The sequence below is a fragment of the Candidatus Kapaibacterium thiocyanatum genome (assembly GCA_001899175.1).
In the GTDB taxonomy this organism is placed as follows: Bacteria; Bacteroidota; Ignavibacteria; order Kapaibacteriales; family Kapaibacteriaceae; genus Kapaibacterium; species Kapaibacterium thiocyanatum.
In genome coordinates this window covers 186,994-208,903 of record MKVH01000021.1, presented here as the reverse complement: position 1 = coordinate 208,903, position 21,910 = coordinate 186,994, and the positions used below count along the sequence as shown (strand labels likewise).

Below are 21,910 nucleotides of genomic sequence, written 5' to 3'. Positions count from 1 at the left end.
CCCGGACACCCATATACCCCGAATCCAGCGTGAAGGGAGGCGGGATTATCGTGCAGAGAGGACACGCTGGCGCGTGTGCATAACGGCAAGCCCTCCCACGGCATCGTCGTGGGGCCCATGTACGGGGCAGAAACAGAACACCCGCATGGCGCAGGCCATGCGGGTGTCTGTGTTGGGCTGCTCCTATCCGCAGAGTGCGCCGCGAATTGTGAAAGGGAGCGTTGGCATGGTGCCCTTTTTTTGACTTATGCAGAAGCTGTCGGGCGACATGCTGAGCATGTGCGCAGTCTACCGGACGATTGTCAGCATACCTGTCCCGACAATGACAACACTCTGTCCGACTTCATGGCGAAGACGTAGATGATATGACCCCGTCGGCAAGCCGATGATATCGACGGCTTCGCCAAAGGCAACGACGTTCGACATGACGACGCTGCCACTGGCATCTGCAACATCAAGAATGAATCTGCCAGACGTGAGCGCTTCCTTAGTGATCCCCTTCCCCCCGATGATGACCGTTGCCCGGTCACTGGCAGGATTCGGATAGACTGACAAGCTGGATACCGCGTCCAAGACTGTTGCGGTCCGTTTGGAAAGGTCGATAACACGGGCGTTCAAGGCTGTTTGCCCCTTACCGAACCGTTCCCGCTCTGGGCCCAGGTCGATATCCTGATGACGCACCATGGGGGTCATACCTTCGTAGGTCACACGCAAGCGATATCGGCGATTGCTACCACTCGTCAGATACCATGTACACCGGTCGGTACCCGAGGTGTCCTCTGCTGCTGGCAGGTTAAGAGTCGTTGACGTGATGACCGTATCGGCCTCTGGATCAAGCTCATCAATGGCAAAGGTTACGTTCTCACGAAGACGCCCCGTCGTTACAGTACGCAGCTCGTTCACATCGCCGACGTTGAACGGTTGGGAAACGAGCGTCTTCATGGGCGCAAGCATGACTGAGGTGAGCGCACGCATGTCCGTACTTCCTTCATAGTCCGGAACCGATACCGGAACCGGTGGATTGAAGGTCAGGGTCCTGCCATCATCCAGAGCGGCACGAATGGCAAAGCTCTCGTTCTCGGCATCGAAACCGGAAAGCATTACCGGTGGATCATAGGATCCTTCCGTTTCGGATACTCTGTAGAACGATTCCGCCGAGGCAAGAAGCGAGGGCGTCGGATCGTTGGTGTACTGAAGTACCCGCCGCACGGACTGGATACCGCGCGGTTTGAATTCCTGATGCCGTGCGGCAAGATGCGGCCACGGACCACCGGCGCGGAGATATTCTGTATGCAGCACGGGAGGAGCGACACTTCCCGGAATGCCGGGGAATGTTCGCAGCGTGATCTGCTGCGTGCTCAGTATCGGGAACTGTTTGTAGCCCGTCCAGTAGCTACCAAAGGATGTGATGTTGTCACGCGCCGTACGCAGGTCATTGAAGTCGTAGTCGCTGAGAACGTTGTAGTTGAGGATGAGAGCCGAGTCCGCAACATTGCCTCTCAGGATCTTCAGTGAGTCGTCGTACGTCTCGACCGTCCCGCCGACAAGACCCATCCAAGTGAGGGAGTCAAGCTTGACGTCGCCGTTTGTCAGTACGGGATGAAACAGACTTGCCCATGATGCATACGTTCTGCCGGTCCACCAGTAGTGGAGCTGAGAAGAATTCATCATGTCGAAGAAATGCCGGTAGCGGATCTGCGAGAGGCCGTCTTCCGTCAGATACTCCTCCCATGCGATACTCTCATGATTGTACTTGTAGGTACCGAGGGGGCCTGCGGGGTCCTTGATGAACACCGACATCGTATCCGGTTGCAGGCTTCGTACAATGACAGGATACCGTGACTCCGCACTATGCGACGTATCGGACATGACGGCAATGGCGTCAGCACCGGAATACGGGATCGGATACGGCGTCCCGGTGTCGAACGACATGGCGATGAAGCTCGGCAGGAATCGCAGCATGAGACCATTCGCTGGATTACGGCTAAGACGGGTATACCGTATCTGCCCGTTCTCCTGCCAGGCAAGGGAAGCACTTGTGCTAGCCTGGGCGATGTTCGAGTATGGGTTGAGTGTCGGATATCTGGCACCGCCACCCACGAGTGTTCCGATGGTCGGCATCGGTACCGTCGCGATGGATCCGGCGAGAGGGAACCACTGCTGCGTCGTCAGTTTTGTTCCGGCGCCAATACCAGCGTTCGACGAACTCCAGGCATAGTACATCGTCCCATTGCCCGATGCATTGACGACAGGCGTTCCGAATGTTGCGAGATCCTTCAGCGAGTCGATGTCGTGGCCGATATTCTTCTTCACGACGGCAAGGGATCGCCCATTCAACTCGATAACACCAGCGTTCAATGTCGCCGCATCGTCGAAGTAATTCTCTACCACGTGGAAGAAGTTCTGGCGGTTCGGATACTGCGCCCACAAGTCCTGGCATGTATAGACGACATGAATTCGGGGTCTGTTGGACGAATATTCCCGCACGACGATACTCGGGAATCCGCACGACAGGTCGAGCGTCGACGACGGTGTCGTGACGATGGAATCGTACTCGATAGGCGTCACATTGCTGAGCTGCGTGCGCGTCTGTCCCGCATCGGTGCGGGGACGTGATAACATCGTACCGACAGACAGCCTGATCGGCGTTTCCCAGTCGAGACCAGCCACATCAGGAACGGAGTCGCGGCGGTATGGGCGGCTGCGGACATAGAAGACAGTCCAGGGGCCGGTACGCAGTGGTGCGTTGTCACGTCGATGGTAGACCATGTGATAGCGGATGGAGTCCGTGTATCCCGAGTAGTCCGATTTCGGCACCGGATACGCTACCAGCTTATTCTGTGTCGAGAATGCCAGGAACCCCGCAGCAGCAGTATCGACAGCACGCAGGCGCTTGACGTGGAAGAACCTCGTTTCACCTGGACGAAGATCGATGGCGAGTTTCGCCGTTGTCCCCGTGACTGTATCGAGCCTGTTCGCATTGTCGAGTGTAACCTCCCGGACATGCAGAAGGCTCGGCGTACCGGGATTGAACTGATAATCGAGAGGAAGCATAAGCCTGCGCGCTCCAATCTGCCGATAGCGGAGCTGAGGAGACCCTGTCAGAAGCTGATCAAATTCCTGTGTCGTACGGAATCGCACGGAATCCGAAAGAGCGTCATCGATGAGGAACGGTGCCGTACGCCGATTCGTTACAGCGATAACGGTCTCACCATCTCCCGGCGCACCGGTGAGCGTATCGAGAATGACGACGTCGAAGAATCGCTCGCCCGCCGGTTCGGAGACCATCGTATAGTGCGCTGCCGACTTCGGTGTCTTCGTCCACTTGTACATCGCGAACGCGGATGTGTCGATCCAGTTCGTCATGTGAGACATGGTACCGTTCATCAGCGTTTTGTATCCCTTGCCGATCCATGCCAGGGGATGCATCTTGTAGATGAGGGACTTCGTCGTAGAATCCATGATGAGATCATGCCATTTCTTGACTTCAAGACGCGCGGACTTCCGGCCAAGATAGATGCGGTCGGCAGCCGTACCCGTCTGGCTGGCGCCGAGAGCCATCGAATCGGCAAGAGCAGCCATATTTACCCACTGATCCATCTTCATGGCATCTCCCGCGACGATGAAGTCGGAACCGAGGGAGTCTTTCGCCAGAATATTCGCATACGTCGCCGAGGGACGCGTATCCCAATCCGTGACCTTGTCGATGGTCGTCACAAGACCTGGCCAGAGCGCCTGATACCCAACCTCCGTGTCATTCGGCACCGATGCCGGATCGGGAAATGCATACTCTTCTCCAAAGAACTTGTCGTAGATGAGACCCTTGGCGCCAAAGGCCAGGCAAGCACCGATCTGCAGGCGCACTTCCTCTCCGGTGAGAGGGCGGAACTTCTCGAACTTGACGAGCTTTTTGCCAGTAGGCGTCTTCTTGTAGGAAGGATCAAGATGGTAGAAGAAGTTCGCAAGCCAGGGAATTCGGCTCGTAAACAGTGTACCTCCAGTTTGCTTCATGAGCTCGAAGATCCCGGCCTCGTGCGCTCCAAGCGGTCCGACATCGGAGTTCAGAGCATACTGATAGACGGAATCGCGCTGATAGGTCGAGGACAAGGGAGGATTCATCGATACGACGCTGCCGAACGTACCAGAGTACTTGGTAGCGATCATCGATTCATACTGGGCATTGTAGGGCAAGGCCGTCGCAATATTGTCCGCTCCACGACGATACCCTGCCTTGATCTTCAGTGAAGGGTACGGGTCTGGAGCATCAAGTGTAATGAGATCGTCATTCTCCCAATACCACTTCGTGAAGGCGAGAGCTGGCGAGGCGGTAAACCTCTCGGGCATGCCAAGGCCCGAGGTCCACTTCTGCCGGAACGGGAGAATATGGAAGAGCTGCCTGCCGAAGTCGTTCGTCAGATAGTAGCCATCGAACCGTTCGCCGGCATAGCCGGTTTCGGAGGACAGGAGACCGTCGAGGAGATGGCCACGGTAGACCATGCCGAGCGCTTCCTGATGGTCGAATTCGTCGCGTGTATAGAAGTGGGCGACCCTCAGTTTCTGCTGTGAGAAGGTGGCGAAATCGGCCAGACAGTCGCGGATCTTCTTGACCTCGCCACCGAAGGCTGTAGCGAAATCACCATCCCACGCACCCGTGATGGCACTGAAGGTCGTGGGAGTGACAAGGGAAACGCTTTGGATAGCGACCGAGACATTATCGTAGAACCGCACCTGCGGCGTCACGGTATCGATGAGATGGTTGTAGCGACCGTCATCGTTATAGGGTGCCAGGACTTTGTGTTTCAAGATTCCAACAACGGGATTGCCACTAACAGGATCAATGATCCCATCCGTGCGGAACTCGGCGACGATGGTGATATCGCGGTCGCTTCCCGCAGGAAGCTGGCGCTGCGTGATGATGATTTCATTAATGTCACCGGTGACGGGTTCCATATCCAGCACCTTGCCGCGACTGTCGGCAAGGGTGGTAATGGACGTACCCGTGGACTCCGGCTGCTTCGTGAAGTTGAAATAGACCGGCGCACGATCTCCCGGATCAGTGGCACGATTCCGGATGCCCTGGACTTGCAGTTTCAGCACCGGCGTGTCATCCATCGTGTTCTCTGTACTACTCAGTCGCCGAAGATTGATGACGAGATACATGTTGCGCCCATCGACGGTCTCCTCATATTGATAGCTGGATGTCGATCCAGTATTCTCCGCTACGAAATGCTTGTTGATGACATGGAGCTGTGTCCGTGGCTCGCATTTGTCGAGAACCATAGCCGGCATGGTACCGCTGATGAGGGCCGTATCCAGGACGAACCGGCGATAGTTCGGATCGCCTGTAGTGTTGATGACGGATCCATACTGCCGCACACTGAACGACCAGGGCCATGATGCGGCATCACGCGGGGTCCACGTTGGGGTTGATCCCGAATTCTCCGCCGGTTCGTAGCGGACTCCGATCCACGGCTGCGTGAAGCGGACTTTCGGCGCCTCGTTCTCACCGTCTCCCCAGGCACTCAGTGACCACCCGAGGTAGTTCGGCCGTGTCGTGTCGAGCCTTCGCAGCGCGGCCCAGTTCGTGCCATAACTCCAATGCTCGTTCGTGAAGTTGGCTGACAGGGCGCCGTTCACCTTCATGAACCGCCCCGCCCCCCACTGATGCCCAAGGAGGAATTCGTCGATGGTTCGGGCGAACGTCGATGTCGAGGTCATATACGTGAGGTAGGCCCGGAGAGGATCGTCCCCAGGGCCCGGGACCGAGAACCGCGTATGCAGGGGTGTTGGTATGACCGTATTCTGCGCGTTGACAATGGCGTAGCCTGCCGCCAGTAAAATACTGACGGCACAAATGAAGTGTTTCATTGGTTCCTACCGGATGTACTTGATGGTGGTGGTGCGGGAGCCAGCCTTGATCTGCAAGAGATACGGACCCGCAGGCAACGGTGAAAGAACGCTCGTCAGATCGTACGTCATGGGGCCGGTCGCATCAGTCTGTGACGAAAGGATGGTTCTGGACGACCCTTTCATATCCACGGCGTCGATACTGACAGGCGCCGGGTGGTCCAGCATCAGACGAAGAACACGGCCATCGAGCTGTGCCCACGGCGCTTCCGCCCGCATGGGTTCGTGGACATCCGTCCGCGTATAGTCGAAGTCGAAGACCGTGACCCTGCCCGGATCCAATTGTCCCGACGTTACGAGAAGATCGCGCCGTCCGTCGCCGGTCTGGTCATCGATGAAGAGCTTGGGGCCAATACCCAACTCGGCGACAATACTGGCGAATGGCCGGAACAGGTCGGTGATACGGGCGAAGTAGTGCTTTCCCTTGGCGAAGTAGGCGACGACGGCGGGACCATCGTCGAACGTATTGTCGAACGATTGCGGACCAACTTGCATTACGGAGTCGGTATTGTACTGCTGCTCAGTGAGTACTCCCGCAGAAATGTCGTAGACAGCAGCTGCTTTCACAGCCTTGAAATATCCTGCCTCCCAATAGAAGGCGGCATACTGTTTGCCGGCACGTTGGTCGTCGACGGCGACAAGCGGGATTGCCACCCACGCCTGATCCGACGGGAAGTTGTGGGCCGTCAACGAATCGGCGACGGAATAGGAGATGTCATACGTCTCTCCGCTGCGTACGACGCCAACATCCAGGAGGTATACGCCAGTGTAATTCCCGCTCTTTCCCGTACCAACGATACGAAGCTTGCCGTCGGCACACCGCAGCATCCGAAGGGGCGAGTTCATGTATGGTCCGGCAGGGAATGAAATGGTACGAGCGCAGCCCTTGCCACGGTCAGGGCCCGAGAGAACCACCGTATACCAGGTTGTGGCGCTCACGGTCTTCGTCACCACGTCCAGCCGTCCATCTCCGTCGACGTCCACCAATGTCCGCTCACTACCGACACAGCCGATGGTATCAATAGGTCTGAACTGCTTTTCCGCATCGGTCGATGGCACGACCGACAGAACAGCTCCCCGCCCTGTGATGTACTCGCTAGGTGGAACACCATCGTAGTCCAGAGGAACGATGGAAAAGTGCCCAGTTGTTCCGATCCATCCGGACAATGAATGGGTGTCAAGCTGCGGAAGAGTTCTCCATGTCAGCGCCCTACGCGGACTACCGGTAGCGAAGGTGACGACATTGAGGCCGGGCTCACCGCACCAGTCTGTAAGGTAGGAAGGGCTCGATACCGTTGTTCCCATCTCATACCGGAAGGCTTCCTTGAGCTCGACGGTTCTGGATGTGTCGAAGGGCACGGCCTGGGCCAGTCCAGTTTGTGGAACAGCCATGGAACAAAGCGCTGTGCCAATGGCCAGCATGGTTTGGGCAAACGAATGCATGATGTACCTCCTGTGCAAATGTACGGTGGTGTATTGTTGTATCGCCACCAATCGAATGACTCAAGCCTGGGCAGATCCCGTGTGTGGAATTGCCATTGAACCTAATGCTGTGCCAATGGCCAACATAGTTCCGACGAATGGGCGCATAATGTGCCTTCTCTTCAAACGTAAGACTTTGTCTTGTCCTTCTTTACAGCAGATATTGATCTGACGAAGTTCGGACACCCACAGGGACTGTCCGTGTGGATGTCCGAACTGATACAACCTGCAACTCCTATCTGGCGACGACAAACCGCGTCATCATATGATGAGTGCTGTTCTTCACATGTAACTGGTAAGCACCGTTCAGAAGACCACTGATGTCGAGATGCCATACGCCCGGCGAGTCTACCGTACCGGAGAGGACACTCCGTCCCGTGAGATCGGTTACGGAGTACGACACCGCGCCGCTCATGTCCATCTTCCCGGTCATGACGACCGTCACATGATCTGACGCCGGAGTCGGATAGACGTCGAGGCGTGCTTCGTCCGAAGCCGCGATCTTCATGGCCCGGAGGTCGATGAGTCCCTGCGACGCACGGCGCTGGAGCACCGGCTGCGTGGTCAGGATGCCGATGTCGGACACAGGCGTCAGTTCCTGCGCCGCGTTCTGGTCCGTTTCCAGCGAGAACGTATACCGTTCGGTGGCATCGCTGACAAGGGACCATTGGTGCTCCTGGGTCAACCCTTCGCCTTCGGCCACACCCAACGGTACGTTCAGGACGGCACCGTCGGAAGCGCGACGGATCGTGAGACGAGCACCCTCCGTGCCCGGTTCGATACGACTGTTTACGAACAGGTTGCTGACGGCAGGTACGGCAACTTCCCCGCTCATGAATCGGTTGTCACCACTCACATTGTACATGGACAAGGCCGTATCACCTTCGGCGAACCTGATTCCGCCGACTGACCACGTACGGCCATACCCATCACGGTAGCCCGTGAATTCGACGATACGTTCTTCATCGCCGGACCCTTCCTTGTAGAACTGCTCGTGATTCACCTTGATGACAGGCGACGCAAGGTAGTTCGGGAAGCCATTGCGAACACCTGGCCAGGATTCATAGATACGGCGGTTACGATGCCAACCGGGGTGCTCTGCCGACGAAAACCGTGCCGCGAGCTGCGGATAGTATCCCTGGGCCGTCAGTTTCTTGATGTCGGAATAGCCTGCCAGTGTGTGGTTCACGTTCGCGCCGTAGTACGAAAACCCATACGTCAGGTGGTAGATGTCACGTCCACCACCCGCATTACTGCCCGTGAAGTTGACGGTATTGACCGAATCCTGATACCACGGGCCGGTCGGGTTGGGAACACCGGCATTCTCCGTCAGTTGCTCGCCCTGAGCGACGTTCGGAGAGTTGAGGTGCCTGGTATCGCTCCAGATCAGATACGGCCCCTTACCCCACAGCATCGGATACTGTGTCGAGTCATGGGAACCGTAGTCGTTGATGTCGATGGCACGGCGGGCTATCTCCCATGTGCTGGCCACAGGTACGTAGGTCGTACCGTTGAACGTACGGTAATCGGCGAGCGTCTCCCAGAAGATCCGTTCGGCTTTCTGCGATACGAGACCTTCGGTATACCGCATGTTCGCATTCGTGATGTCATAGTCCGACAGATTCCGGAAGATCATCGGATAGCGCATGTTACGACTGAACTCATTCGTACCCACAGGCAACGGAGGTTGCTGGCCATTGCCACCGATTTCCAGAATCTGGCGGTTGGCACCGACCCATCCTCCCCATTGTTCAAGCCACGACATCCACGGGATGTTCGTTGCGATATGGTGTGTGGTATTGCCATTGGCGTCGGCAAAGAGACGGGTATAGGCGATGGATCTGCCATACTCCGTCGACGGCCCTTCCTGCCATACGAGCCCGGCGTCTATCTCGCCAAGGTTCAGCCGTGAATACGTGTTCAGGCTTGGGTGGGCGGCCGTTTCGTATCCGGCGGTAGTACGAAGCCTGATGTTATCGATGGCACGAGCGGGCATGGGTGCAACCGGAAGTGCGTCTTCATACGGATACAGGAACGCGGCACGAATGCCAAGGAACGGGTGTGACCATGCGATGAAGTTACCCCTCGTTGAAGCGTTGATGGTCGGCGTACCCCATTTGTACATGATCGAATCCAGATGGGGCGGCGCGGTTGCTGTCGTCGGGAACATGTCGAGACGAAAAGCCCCGGGACTCGTGACGGCAAGAGCTTGCTGTGCAGCTGGAATATCAGCCGGGAATTTGATGTGGTTGACACTCACGTTCCAGACACCGCTTGGACATTCCTTACAGGTGAATACCACATAGACCATATTCATCCTGCGAAGAGGCGACGTGGCATTCGGCCACGTTACACCAGTCGATCCATCAACATCTGGCCGTACGACGATGGACGGGAAACCGCAATCACCGGCGGAAGCGATCGAATCGCCGAACTCATTCCGGATGGAGATCTGCTGAGTAAGATCGATAGGAGCTTCCCACGTAATATGGGGGTAGGTCAATAGCGACGACGGGAAGCTGTCCGAGCGGTCATAGAGCATGGGGTCACTGCGGCGGTAGTAGACACGCATGACATTGTCCTGATCGCGGCGATGATACACAACGTGATAGCGCATGGAATCCCCGGCGACATATCGTGTCCACGAGGCGAGTCTTCCTCCGTCGGCGGGACCGTGTGGCGTCACATTGGCGGTACGCGTCGTAGCGCTGTGCATGACAGGAAATGCCACCAGTTTCCGTTGATTGGAATGATCAAGGTACCCGGTACCCGAAGTCGACATGCTATTCTCGGAACTCAGCACCTGGACATGGAACATCTTTCCTTCGCCTGGCAGAAACATGACGGAAAGCGATTTATCCTGCCCAATGATTGTATCGATCTTCGTCCGGGCCACGGCCGGATCAGCGGTAGCCCCGTACTCGACGACACGCAGCAGCCGATACTTCCCGTCGCTGTGCTTGAAGTTGAAGGGCAGGACGACTTCACGAGCGCCGCGCTGGCGGTATCGAGCGGTGGGACGAGAGCCAGAAGAGACTGCCCGTAGCGCTGTTTCCCATTCCGCATAGGACTGATAGTTTGCGCTTGATGCATCAGTATAGTCAAACGGATCACAGCGCCGGTTGAGGATGCCGACAACGAAACGGCTTTGCATGGACGAAGTTCCATACTGAAGAACCGTCGCCTCAACAAAAGAACTGTCGAATGCCTCGTAGGTCTTCGGCGTCGTGGCCAGGTTCGTGCCGTCACGGTAGAGATGCCGCGTTTTGAGAAGCGGCTTATTGGTTCCGAAGGCGGTTGCGTACTTGGCCGAATCACCAACGAACCATTCGCGGAATCCCTTTGAGTACCATCCGCGCAGGCGCAAATTCTGTAGCGTGTCTTGCCCTCTCCACAGTACGTCCGTGATTTCTTTCGTCACCATTCGGATACTCCGCGTGCCGACATAGACACCATCATTCGATGCAAGGCCAAGCCTTGTGCTGACGGTAGCAAGACGATTCGCCGGTGTGGGTGGAGTCGTCGGTAGCCATCCGTCGATCGCTTCTCTTAATCCGAATCTGTAGCCATAGGCGAGATTAGTAGTACCCGGTTGAAAACGCTGAATGAGATAGTCTCCGCCTGCCTCCTCAGAGTTGAATGATAAATTGTGCATATACGTACTCATTGCGCTGGCCGTCGACGTATCACGGAAACCCACAATGAACCAATTGGGCTGGATGATGTTCGCACATATTCCGATGTCCTTTGCAAGGCCATTGTCTCTGTTGTACTGCGATGGTGTCGTGATGCTATCCATCGAGGCACCCCAGTAGAGGAAGATCCCTTTCGATCCAAGAATAATTTGGCTATTGACGAGCAGCCGAGCTTCTTCTCCTGAAAGCACGCGCCACTCGTTGAAGTGTTGCGCGGGAATAGCGTTGTCATCACCTGCCGACCAATCGGAATGCAGCCAAGCATTACCAACCCATGGGCGTAGGTCATCGAAGAGAAAATCTGATTTCTCCTTCATTTGATAGCGGTCGGTTTCGTACTTCTGCTGGAGCCCGCCAGATGAAAATTGTGCTCCCTTCACGAAATCAATTTTGGGATACAGTACGTTCATACCGCTAATGGTATCGGCGGGAAGTATCGAGGACGTCGACGATGGATGTAAACCCCATCGGAGATCGTAGTTGATAGGCGTAACTCCTTCCGGTGATTGCATGCCCCATTCATTCATGAGGTACTCAGATCGCCTTGTGTTAAGCGCGGGCATATTCCCGGTATTGTTCGCGACTGCATCATTCATGAAACCGTTGCGATAGTACGGCACGATTGTTCTGGTGTTGAATACCGGGGTATACCCCTGCCAAGTGAGGTCTGCACCGACGTGATAGTTATAGCGTGTGAACTCTCGTCCCATGTTCCGTTCCGTCACAGTCTTCTGCCAGAAGAGTTGATGGAAATAGCGCATCCCTTCCCAGTATGCTTCTTTTCCCTCGTCACGGTTGAACCAGCGGTAGATACGCAAAGATTTCTGAGCCGAGTCATTGTATTCGCGGAAATCTTGGAGGATATCGGCGCACGCTTGTCGCGCTACTATGTCATAATATCCTTGCAGTAGTCGAGTACCGTTATCCGACGCCAACTGTACCCAGTCGATGGCGACGTCCGAGTTGCCCGCGTAGATAACTTCGACGTTCAGCTCTCGGATGAGGCCTGCATTATCGGCATTACAATCAGCGTCGAGATAGGTATTTGTCAGCAACCGTAGGCTGTTGAAGTTTTCAGCCGGCAAAGAGCCAGGCGTATCTCCATTCTCATATGGATCATTGTCCAGGATGAAGTGAGCCATTAACGTAATATCTCTCGTGGCGTCGCTTCCACGGGGGATCATACGGCGTGTAATGACCATTTGTGTCGATGGTACACCTGAGATATTGTTAACCAGTGTCGATGCTTGACCACGCCCTGAGCCATCAAGACGCAGGGGGAGAGCAATACGCCCACCGGTAGCTCCATTGGGATTCGGTAGTGAATCGAATCGGATGAACCCTGTCGTACCATCGCAAAGTGTATACCGGACCTGTAGGCGCAGCACCACATCGTCATTGTCCGTAACATCAGCGACATCAGTACGGCGAATATTGATAGCCGCGTACATCCGTCGCCCATTGAACGGTGCTGTCTGTCGAGTATTCCCAAGTTCATTCCACTCGGCGATACGTGTATTGGGCCAACAACCGCTTAGCACTACCGGAGTACCGACTAACCCTGTTTGTTGCAGAGCAAATCGTTGGCTCGACACTGTACCATGCGTCTTGTTCCTGAAACCGAAGACGGACCCTTGCAGGTCACCCCCCAATGGGGTAAATGTTACTGTATCGACCGTATACTCCGGCTGATACCGGATTCCCAAACACTCGGTAAGAGCGAGCGGATCGTTCCCGCTCATATCCATGTTTAACCTACCACGATTCGCTTCGTTAAGCTGTCCAGCGCGTACCCATAGAGGAATGTACCATGGGATGATATTGGCCATGGCCGCTGAGTCGTATATCCTGCTTGGTGCAACTATAAGACGCATGCTGGAGCTGGTTTTGAATAACTCGTTGTACGGCTTTCGGTAGTATGGGTCACCACCACGACTTGTGGCACTGAACGGGCTTCGCATGTGCCAAACGTTACTGTTCAGATCGACATTTGTTTGACGAAGTGCTGCGCCCCAATTCCACCCGATAATGACCTTGGGCCTCACAGTATCCATTACTGCGTCTAGGAGTGGCTGAGTCACAGGAGAACCGACTCCAACAACAATAGGTGTTGGGGGAACGTCTTGGGCATACAGCCCCCCACTCATGCTCAAGAGAAAGAGCATGAAAAGAGTATATACTCTCATGGTCTTAGATTGTTTGGTGTTCAAAGAAGAAAGAATGGGTAGAGACCATCTGCCCGAGGGCATACATGCACTGGATTGTCAGATGCAGTTCATTGCTGAGATCCTAACGCACAACGGTGAATTTCCCGGAAAGCTTTGAGGTGCCGGATTCGAGGCTACACAGATAGTTGCCTGCGGGGAGATCCGCAATGGCGATTTCAATCGGACGTTCGTCTAGATGCACTGCTGCATGCTTCAGAAGCCGTCCACTGACATCCATAATACTGATGGCAGCGCTGCCTGCTATGTTTGAAGGCGTGTTCATGCGTAGTATGCTGCCATCTACCGTTATCGAAAGCTGCCCCGATCCATCTGTGCTGGCGACACCAAGTGTCGGTCCGATGGCTCGACAAATGAAGCCATCCCTTAGTCCATTGGGTAGATAGTAGTAGTTCTCGTTCACATCATCTACAAACTCTGGTACACGTGGCAACGGCTCGCCAAACAGTAGAATGTTATCGTTAACGAAACATTCCGAATTGCTGGATTGTCGGCTAAAACGTCTTGCTAGAATCGATCTGGTATTCAAGCTACGTGCCTTGTAGAGCATCGCCTGGCTACCATCTGCATTCAACGCCCACCTATGCGATACACTTTGCGAAATGCAACTGCAAGCGTCTGAGACATCGGACGGACATACAACCACGGGTACATTTGATCCATTCGTAGTATTGAGTGCAACCACGGATGCGAGTTGGGGGCGCTCGGGATGTTGTCCAATGATGAGCAGTGTGTCAGAGTCTCTGAGCCTGCACATCGGGCCGAAAAGACCAATGCGCCATTTGTTCAGCACCTCTCCTGTTATTGCATCAATCTCCACAGTCCAGTTTCCAACTTCTCCACCCCATCTCCCTGTCCCAACGTATAGCTTGTTATGCCATTCGTCAAACCAGAGATTCTCCCAACCATCGAGCCAGACAAGAGTTTCACCGGTTGTAAGATTCCGTAGTGCACAACCATCAACGTTCCCGTTTTTTGCCAGAATACAGGCACGTTGAAGTTTCGCCGAAAGTGCTGGTACAAGAACGTCTTCATTCCACGTTTGAATGAGATGCCCATCAACAGCATCGTACAGCAATGTCATCTTACTATCATCGACACTTATCCCAGTAATCATGCACATTCGTCCGTCCGGACTACATGCTAGGCCACGGCTCATGGAAGTATACCCACGCAGTCTTTGCTTTTCCTCACCCGTCTTCGGATCGACGACAAGAATCGCCGAGTCGGGCTTACTAGCAAGAAATACAGCGTTTGCAGCATCAGCAACCACGAAATTGCCGATGCTATCCTTTGTCCATCTGATTGGTCCAATATGAACCACAGCATTCCCATCCTGTGGTGGCATCGCCCATGCTGGCGCTGTCAACATCACAATTGCACCGAGGACCCCGGAAAGTTTTGACATGTACACAATTTTCTCCATGATTAACGAAAAATTCAGACTTAATGGCACGGTCCTACTGCTATGAGTCGCACCTATGCATAATGTCACATGCAACCTACAACCAAACAACCTAGCCAGTCTCTTACAAAACCTTAGCTCTTGGGAAGTCTTCCGGATCCGGCCAGAGTACAAAGATAGAGCCAAGCACTTGTGATTTGTTACTACACTACAGTAGACTCTTTACAGGATGAGTTTGACAGTATGAAGGGTGTCGCCGATGCGAACGCGCACGACGTAGACCCCGCGGGGATGCATCCGGAGATAAGGGGCCAGGTTGACGCGGCCGGTGCCATCGGGATACTGCGTTGGCGTGAATAGGGCGACTTCCCGTCCGTCCATTCCAACGATATGCGCAGAGACCATTGCGGGTGCTGTAAGTGAGAGTTCCAAGCCGTCGCCCACAATGCGTACGGACGATGCGGCCCCCGGAGGAAGGGGTGATTCTTCCACTGAGACCGCAGGGTCGAGAGTGTAGAGGGCGATAACGGTATTCGCGTAACCGCCATATTCTTTGCTCCAGGCGCTTGTTGTGGCCAGAATGTCAGGCCTGTCGTCGCCTGTTTGGTCATTGATCGCCGTCAAGGTCGTAGTGGATCCCCCGTATGTAGGGTCCTGCGGAGCCGCTACTGACCACCTCGCGAACGGCTGATTGATGTTATCGGCGTAGCAGAAGTACTCGTTCAACATGATGACTGGACGGCCCATGCCAAGGCCGCTACTGAAGTGGGTCTCGGATAAGACCAATCCGTATGTTCCTACCTGTTCAACCGACAGGAAACGGCCGTCCGTAATGTCGAATCTCTCGATGAAGACATAGGTTGGATTGGTATAGTCCGGACGACGTTGTACTATGAACCAGTCTTTCCTGGCTACCGTATCCGACACGCATACACTGGTATAGAACGGGCCAAACTCATTGAGTGACGTCCACGATCCATGCAGAGAATCACGTTTCACAGCACGGGCGAACATGTAGCCGCTGTGGCGATAGAATTCCATGTCATAGATAATGAGCCACGATGTGAGGTCGTACGGGTTCTTCTCGTGCTGTACGATGCGCCATGTTCCAGTTGCGGAGCGGAAAAACGCCTTCAGATGTCGCTGCCGGCGGTATCCAGGCTTGTCGATCGTGACGACACGCATGCAGCCTTTTCCCAAGAATCCACCCACTACGATACGCGCCATACTGTTTCCCGACGCATCCGTGTCGATAGTGATGAGATCGAGGTGCCCATCCCCGTCGAGGTCGGCAGAGAATGAAGGGGTGTTGATGCAGCTATCGCGTTTAAGTGTATCGATTGGAGTAAGAGGTAAGGGACGGTCCGCCGACGGACACTGCCAGACCATGCCGTCAGAGGTAACATATTCATGCGGCGGAACGTCGTCGTAGTCTACTTCATAGATGCGGGTTGCGTCTTCCGTGCCGGGCCAGTTGAAGAGGCTTGTCGTATCGACCCTAGGCTGGGTACTCCATAGTACGTTCTCACGGCCTAATCTAAACCGTGCGGCAAGAACGTGAAAACCCCGTTGTCCACCAAGGTCCTGCAGGTAGGACACATCATATGGAGACATTCCCTTTACCGTCATGCTCCATACGCGTTTCAGCTTCTCTGCTCGCGATGTGTCAAACCCTCCCTGTCCAGGAAGTGGCAATGACGTTATCACAAGAAGACCTACACAGAATAGTGTAGCCGTCAACGTTCGCATGTGTTCTTTCAATGCTTCACTGAATAATTGGCTAGCGTCAACCTAGAGAAGTGTCAGCTACTGCGCACCTTGACGTACCCTTGAGTTGAATTCCGTTTCGAGCGCAGGCTGCGCCACAGCCAGCACCTATTGCTATCATCATCTCATGATTGTCTTCGACTAAAGTATCCAAAAAATCCATATGCCCCAAATGGGGCGTATAGTCTTTTCAGGGCCCAATAGGTTTGCGCCTGAGATGCCCAAGCCACCCAAGCCCATCACCCTCGCCGACGGGGAACCATTCACGCCCCAACTTGCGTTTGGCATCGTATTGCGAAGGGAACGTCTGGTTCGTGGTCTGAAACAGAAAGACCTTGAGGATGACGACAAACTGGTCCGAACCTACATATCGAAGCTGGAACGGGGTGAACGCCAGCCGAATTTGCTGACCATCATTCATCTGGCAAAGTGTCTGGATATGGAGCCGGAAGAATTAGTCCGTGAGACCATGAAGCTCATATCAGAACACAGAGGAACGTAACCCGATAGCAAGCGCCGAAGGTTGTCCGATACAAGGCGGAGAAAACATTACAATTGCCCTGATGATACTCTCAGTGCGTTGGCCAATGTTATCAATGTTAACCACCTGGAGCCCACCGACGGTCGCAATCAATAATGACAAACATCGAAGGAAGAGATATGATCGAGCTAGATAGTACGAACGGATTCTCGACCGACCGCCCTTTGGATGATCCTGCGGATGATATCCTCAATCGCAATAACTATTGTATGACGGTAGCGGCAACCCTCGGGAACTGGAAGGAAAAAGAGAGCTTAGTTGTCGGTATTGAGGGTGAGTGGGGAGCAGGAAAGACAACAGTGAAAAATTTCATCGTACACCATCTAAGGAATTTGGACCGACCACCGCATGTAGTTGAGTATAATCCTTGGCAGTGGAGTGGCCAGGACCGGATACTTGAGAGTTTTGCTACTACAGTTACCAGCTCCTTAAAGAATTCAGTATTCCATAGATGCTTGAGGAAGTTGTCGCAATTCCTGCTATTCGGATCCACTGTCGGAAAGAGTGCCATACAGATTGGTAAAGACATACCATTGACACTAGTGTCTTTTTTCGGCATAGTGGGCATCTACAACGGGTGGCCTGGGTGGGTTCAAAGCACTATCTTCGTTGCTATTCTACTTATAGTGATAGTATCAGACATAGCTGACAGAAACTTGCGGAATCGACTCCTTGAGAATACAAAAGAACGGTTGCGAAAGAAGACGAAGAAGCTCAACCGACCGATAGTCGTGTTCATCGATGATATTGATAGACTGACAAAACAAGAGATACGACTTGTCCTCCAATTAGTCAAAGCAAATCTCAATATTCCCAATATGATCTTTGTTCTGCTATTCGATAGGAAGGTCGTTCAAGATGCGTTGAAGGAGGACACTCTTGATCTATCATCGCAGTTCCTGAGTAAGATAGTTCAAGTCGAACTCGAGATTCCAAAAACGTCTAGGCAGGAACTATTAGACCTGTTGACAACAGGTATCAACAACGTAGTTTCGAGAACAGAACTCAAATGGGATCCCGATAGATGGGCAAGTCTTTACCTTACTTGTATCTTTCCCTATTTTACTACTGTGCGCGATGTTAAGCGTTTCATTGGTTCGTTTGATTTCTATTTCGATATGCATGAAAATGAAGGGCATCTTGAGGTTAATCCTGTTGACTTGATACTAATAGAAGTCCTGCGCATGTTTGACTATCAATCATACAAGAGAATATCGGGGTTCTCTTTTCCAGATCAATCCAATTCAAGGTTCATAGTGCACGGCTCAGATGGACATTTCTGGGAAGAACAGTTTGAGTCAGTGCTACAAGAACACGATGCCGACACTCGTAAGAGAACAGAAGACATCCTTCATGGTCTTTTCCCACAAGTAAGACAACCACATGGAGCGCAAGAGTGGAAACGTGATCTACGAATATGTGACCCGATGCATTTCAACATGTACTTTGAGGTGTCACTGGATAGTATGCGGCTGACTGTTTATCAGATGTACCGCCGTATTAGCACCGGAAGTATCCAAACTATTCAGAATGTTCTTCGAGAAGCGCTTGAAGGCAATACCATTCGTAGCCTGCTAGAATACCTCATTGCTGCGAAGGATGGTATAGAAGAAATCCAGTTGCAATATCTAGTAACTGCCTTGTTCAATTGTGGTGATATGTTCCCAAATGTAAGAACTACCTTTGCCCAACTATCCATATTTGAACTATGTAGAAACTTCGTCCATATGAGGTTGAAGGTGCTCGGCCCAGCCGAATCGACAAAAATCCTTCGACAAGCATTCAACGATTCCGATGGTATTGTTCTGCCGTTAGTGCTGTTTGACCTTGAAGACCAACCAGCAAGCGTCTACGAGGATCACCAGAATCGGCTCGTACGTGATGATAGTGTTGCTGAGTTTAAGCAAATGGTACTAGCACGTATTCGTGGGAAAGCTGCAACAAGCTCTTTGCCTGACAATAGCGGGCTTTCTACGGTGCTCCATTACTGGAGACTCTATTGTGGCACAGAAGAGGAGACGCGAGAATGGTACCGTGGTTTGTCAGATAGCCCAGAAATGGTTACTCGAGTGCTGCGCCACATAGTAGGCACGCGATTAGTAGGTGGAATTGGGGTTCGGCCTGTCGTCTGGGGTAGGAACATCGATAACATTATCCCCCTTGAGGATATTGTTGCCAGTTTTGCCGCTGTTCCTCCCAAGATGCTTTCCGAGTCAGACGTTACCCACATGGGGCTGCTTCGAGAGGCACTTACAAGGAAAAGCCTAGGAGGAGACTATACTGAGATAAGGCCAGAGGGTGAGTAGCACCCGTCAGACAGGCACACCTTCCGTAGGAATGATCTACGGTTCATCATCTAGAATTCCTATCCACAATTCCGTCAGTGCCTCGTCTAGAAGTAGACTACCGTTCTCGTGTCAAGTCGAATATCAAGGACATACGCGGATTCGAAATGGTGAGTGCACAACGTCGATGTCTGCGGCTTCTCCCTGACAGGAATACCTGAGACGATGCTGCCAATATCGAAGGTGCGCTATTCGAAATCGGCCAGTCGACGAGCATTGTCCACTACCACAGCGATGAAGGGAGCGGAAAAACGGCTATTCTATCGGTCAGCCCGTTTCGCACTTAGAATATTGCTCAGTGCCAATAGTAACCCCATAGATGATCAGGACAACTCCGAATCACCGGTCTTTGTCGGAGCGTCGGTAGTATACATAGAATCCCGAAGTACGGCTCTTGAATGAGCGAACTTCATTTCACCACGATGAGTAAGAGATGTGATCCCACCTCGGAGTTCCAGATAGCGCAAGGCGACTAGCTGGCAGAGTATCGTCTCGACATCCTTACTGTGAACATTAATGTCCTCGATTCTTTCGATGTCAGGAAGTTTCTGAATGTATGGACGTATGCATGTGGAAATTCTATCCGCATCTGTAATCCACCTATTACGTTCTACATAGTGGGGCAGAAGCGCGTATATGATCGTATCCCATGACAATACGATGGTATTGCTCTCTTCTTCTCTTGTGCGACCTCGTCTATCGACATAGGATACTCTATATGAAATGGCATATGTGTCGTCGCGACCCTGCGCATACTGTGTCGTGTCAGCATCTGGATCCAGGTCCGCAAGACGTGACTTCAATTCCTTGTTCTCCTTATAGAGCCCTAGCATTTCTTTCGTTGTCTCCTCGTTTGTCGCATCCGCCCGGACCCACCCCGTTCGAGGATTGTGTTGCTTCTCCGCTGTAAGACTTACTGTGATGACGGCCCTCAGTTCCAACGGTGTAGTCCAGAACTTGCACATACGGCCACCTTGCAATGCCGTTCGAAAAGCATCGAGTTTCCTCTTCCTTTTTGTGGTGGTTTCAGATTGGGAAGCGAGAAGCGATCCAAGGTTGCCATGCAGAAAGGCAATCGTTGGTATGCCCTTCTCAAGAGCATACTCGTACTCCTTCTGCGTATAGCCGATGCCGTCCGGAGCAAGTGATCCATACTTCCCAGCGGAGATGACGATGTAGTAGTCACAATCGTCAATAATTCTCCTGATGTAGTCCCATTGGCTTTCACTAGAAGCTGGGAAGTATTCCATACCACATGGAATACAGCCAATATCCAGAAGTCCGTGGAATACTTCGCTTCGCTCTACTTTGAGATCTTCATACGTCGAACTGACGAATACCTGATATCGCTTCACTGCCAATGTTCCTGTGCATGCACTACTACAATGAATTTCGGTTAATATATCATTTTCCGAACGGAACTATTCGCAATGCTAGACACGGCTCTGTTGTGCACTATTGGTTCTGCTCGACCGTAGTCTGTCCTTCGTTGGCTTATTAGATAGAGATATGAGGCCCAATACTTCCTCTTGATAGGATTCTGCATGCATAGGGCTTCTGAAGCCAGTGGTATAGATGCTGAGATGATTGTAGGATCAGCGCTGCGTGGTACAACGCTATTCGATTGTCTTGCCCCCCGCGTGTAGTTATCTTCCGCCTGAATGGTATCGGTCACGTTGCCAACCTCAATAATTATTGATGTGTAAATACGTAGTGAACAAATCGATGAAGATCACCCGACCCTACTTCTACCTTCGAGTTATTGAAGTCATCACGGTACTCAGTGCGATAGGCGCGGTCTGTATCGCCAACGCTAGGCGTAGTGGATCGTTGCTGGATGCCCTCAGTGAGCCGAACACTGTAACTGCAATTGCGACAGTTGCAACGGTTGCGTTCCTCTATCTCGCGTGGAAGCAGGGAAAGTATGCCGCCGACGATGCAGACCGGCCACACATCTCAATCATGATTCGACTTCATCCAGACAGCTACCGAATTCTTGTTATCGCTAACACTGGAAAGAGCGTAGCGCTTAACACTCGGTTAAGATTGCACGGCGTGAAGGATGGGCTTGAATTAGAAACACCGCCTGGTGATCGTACAGGAAAGGTACTTAGGCTTCTCGACAACCCGCTTTTTACAGGAGAATGTGATTTACCGACTGACTGGGTGTATGAGTTCTTGATGCAGCGCGGTAAAGCGTATACTGAGGATATTGACGAACAGAAGTACCCGCGTAGGTTCTCCATTGATGTCAGTTTTGAATCATTGGGAGGTACTAAGTACGAGTATACCATCCCGATAGACATTAATACACATAAGAACTCCATTGTGCCGATGCGCTCAACTTCAGGACGATTAGAAGTTATCTCTAAGGAATGGCTACCTGTTGTGATGGATATCAAGTCTGAACTGGGCAAAATTCGGAATATCCTGGCGCAAGCAGCAACACACTATGAGGATAACACACCTATTGATGCTAAGGGTGACGATTAGCTATTCGAGCTGTATGGCGGACAGTTCCGCTCTGCACATTGTTGGAACAT

At 52.9% G+C, this 21,910-nt stretch carries 10 protein-coding genes; 4 read left to right on the top strand and 6 right to left on the bottom strand.

The annotated features are described in order from the left end of the window. Positions 1 to 288: 288 nt before the first annotated feature. From BGO89_07120 to BGO89_07110, 3 genes are all read right to left on the bottom strand, one after another. Positions 289 to 5,868, bottom strand: coding sequence for a hypothetical protein (locus tag BGO89_07120; GenBank protein ID OJX57735.1), 5,580 nt, complete (start codon positions 5,866 to 5,868; stop codon positions 289 to 291). A 6-nt stretch (positions 5,869 to 5,874) separates the two neighbouring features. Further along, positions 5,875 to 6,891, bottom strand: coding sequence for a hypothetical protein (locus BGO89_07115; protein ID OJX57734.1), 1,017 nt, complete (start codon positions 6,889 to 6,891; stop codon positions 5,875 to 5,877). A gap of 733 nt (positions 6,892 to 7,624) precedes the next feature. Continuing rightward, positions 7,625 to 10,813: a hypothetical protein gene (locus BGO89_07110; protein ID OJX57733.1), complete on the bottom strand. Its 3,189-nt coding sequence runs from the start codon at positions 10,811 to 10,813 to the stop codon at positions 7,625 to 7,627. 2,416 nt (positions 10,814 to 13,229) lie between these two features. On the opposite strand from BGO89_07110, the gene BGO89_07105 reads away from it, so the two are divergent. Then, on the top strand, positions 13,230 to 13,409 hold the full coding sequence (locus BGO89_07105; GenBank protein ID OJX57732.1) for a hypothetical protein: 180 nt from the start codon (positions 13,230 to 13,232) through the stop codon (positions 13,407 to 13,409). Between the two features lie 701 nt (positions 13,410 to 14,110). Here the strand turns inward: BGO89_07105 and BGO89_07100 are convergent. Beyond that, complete coding sequence (locus BGO89_07100; GenBank protein OJX57731.1) at positions 14,111 to 14,377, bottom strand: hypothetical protein; 267 nt, start codon at positions 14,375 to 14,377, stop codon at positions 14,111 to 14,113. Positions 14,378 to 14,936: 559 nt separating this feature from the next. Next, on the bottom strand, positions 14,937 to 16,421 hold the full coding sequence (locus BGO89_07095; protein ID OJX57730.1) for a hypothetical protein: 1,485 nt from the start codon (positions 16,419 to 16,421) through the stop codon (positions 14,937 to 14,939). A 277-nt stretch (positions 16,422 to 16,698) separates the two neighbouring features. On the opposite strand from BGO89_07095, the gene BGO89_07090 reads away from it, so the two are divergent. Continuing rightward, the gene (locus BGO89_07090; protein ID OJX57859.1) at positions 16,699 to 16,983 is read left to right on the top strand and encodes a hypothetical protein; all 285 of its coding nucleotides are present in this window, start codon (positions 16,699 to 16,701) and stop codon (positions 16,981 to 16,983) included. Between the two features lie 158 nt (positions 16,984 to 17,141). Then, positions 17,142 to 19,328, top strand: a complete 2,187-nt coding sequence (locus BGO89_07085) for a hypothetical protein (protein OJX57729.1) — start codon at positions 17,142 to 17,144, stop codon at positions 19,326 to 19,328. Between the two features lie 362 nt (positions 19,329 to 19,690). Here the strand turns inward: BGO89_07085 and BGO89_07080 are convergent, their stop codons facing one another. Then, entirely contained in the window at positions 19,691 to 20,722 is a 1,032-nt protein-coding gene (locus BGO89_07080; GenBank protein ID OJX57728.1) for a hypothetical protein, read from the bottom strand. A gap of 370 nt (positions 20,723 to 21,092) precedes the next feature. Here BGO89_07080 and BGO89_07075 point away from each other — a divergent pair, with 370 nt between their 5' ends. Next, a complete protein-coding gene (locus BGO89_07075; protein ID OJX57727.1) occupies positions 21,093 to 21,860 on the top strand; it encodes a hypothetical protein in 768 nt (255 codons plus the stop codon). The last annotated feature ends 50 nt before the right edge of the window (positions 21,861 to 21,910 follow it).

Excerpts from the sequence above, each read along its gene's own strand:
- BGO89_07120 (OJX57735.1), bottom strand. The coding sequence starts at position 5,868 with ATGAAACACTTCATTTGTGCCGTCAGTATTTTACTGGCGGCAGGCTAC.
- BGO89_07100 (OJX57731.1), bottom strand. The coding sequence starts at position 14,377 with ATGCTGTTGATGGGCATCTCATTCAAACGTGGAATGAAGACGTTCTTG.
- BGO89_07105 (OJX57732.1), top strand. The coding sequence starts at position 13,230 with ATGCTCAAGAGAAAGAGCATGAAAAGAGTATATACTCTCATGGTCTTA.
- BGO89_07090 (OJX57859.1), top strand. The coding sequence starts at position 16,699 with ATGCCCAAGCCACCCAAGCCCATCACCCTCGCCGACGGGGAACCATTC.
- BGO89_07085 (OJX57729.1), top strand. The coding sequence starts at position 17,142 with ATGATCGAGCTAGATAGTACGAACGGATTCTCGACCGACCGCCCTTTG.
- BGO89_07110 (OJX57733.1), bottom strand. The coding sequence starts at position 10,813 with ATGGTGACGAAAGAAATCACGGACGTACTGTGGAGAGGGCAAGACACG.
- BGO89_07075 (OJX57727.1), top strand. The coding sequence starts at position 21,093 with ATGAAGATCACCCGACCCTACTTCTACCTTCGAGTTATTGAAGTCATC.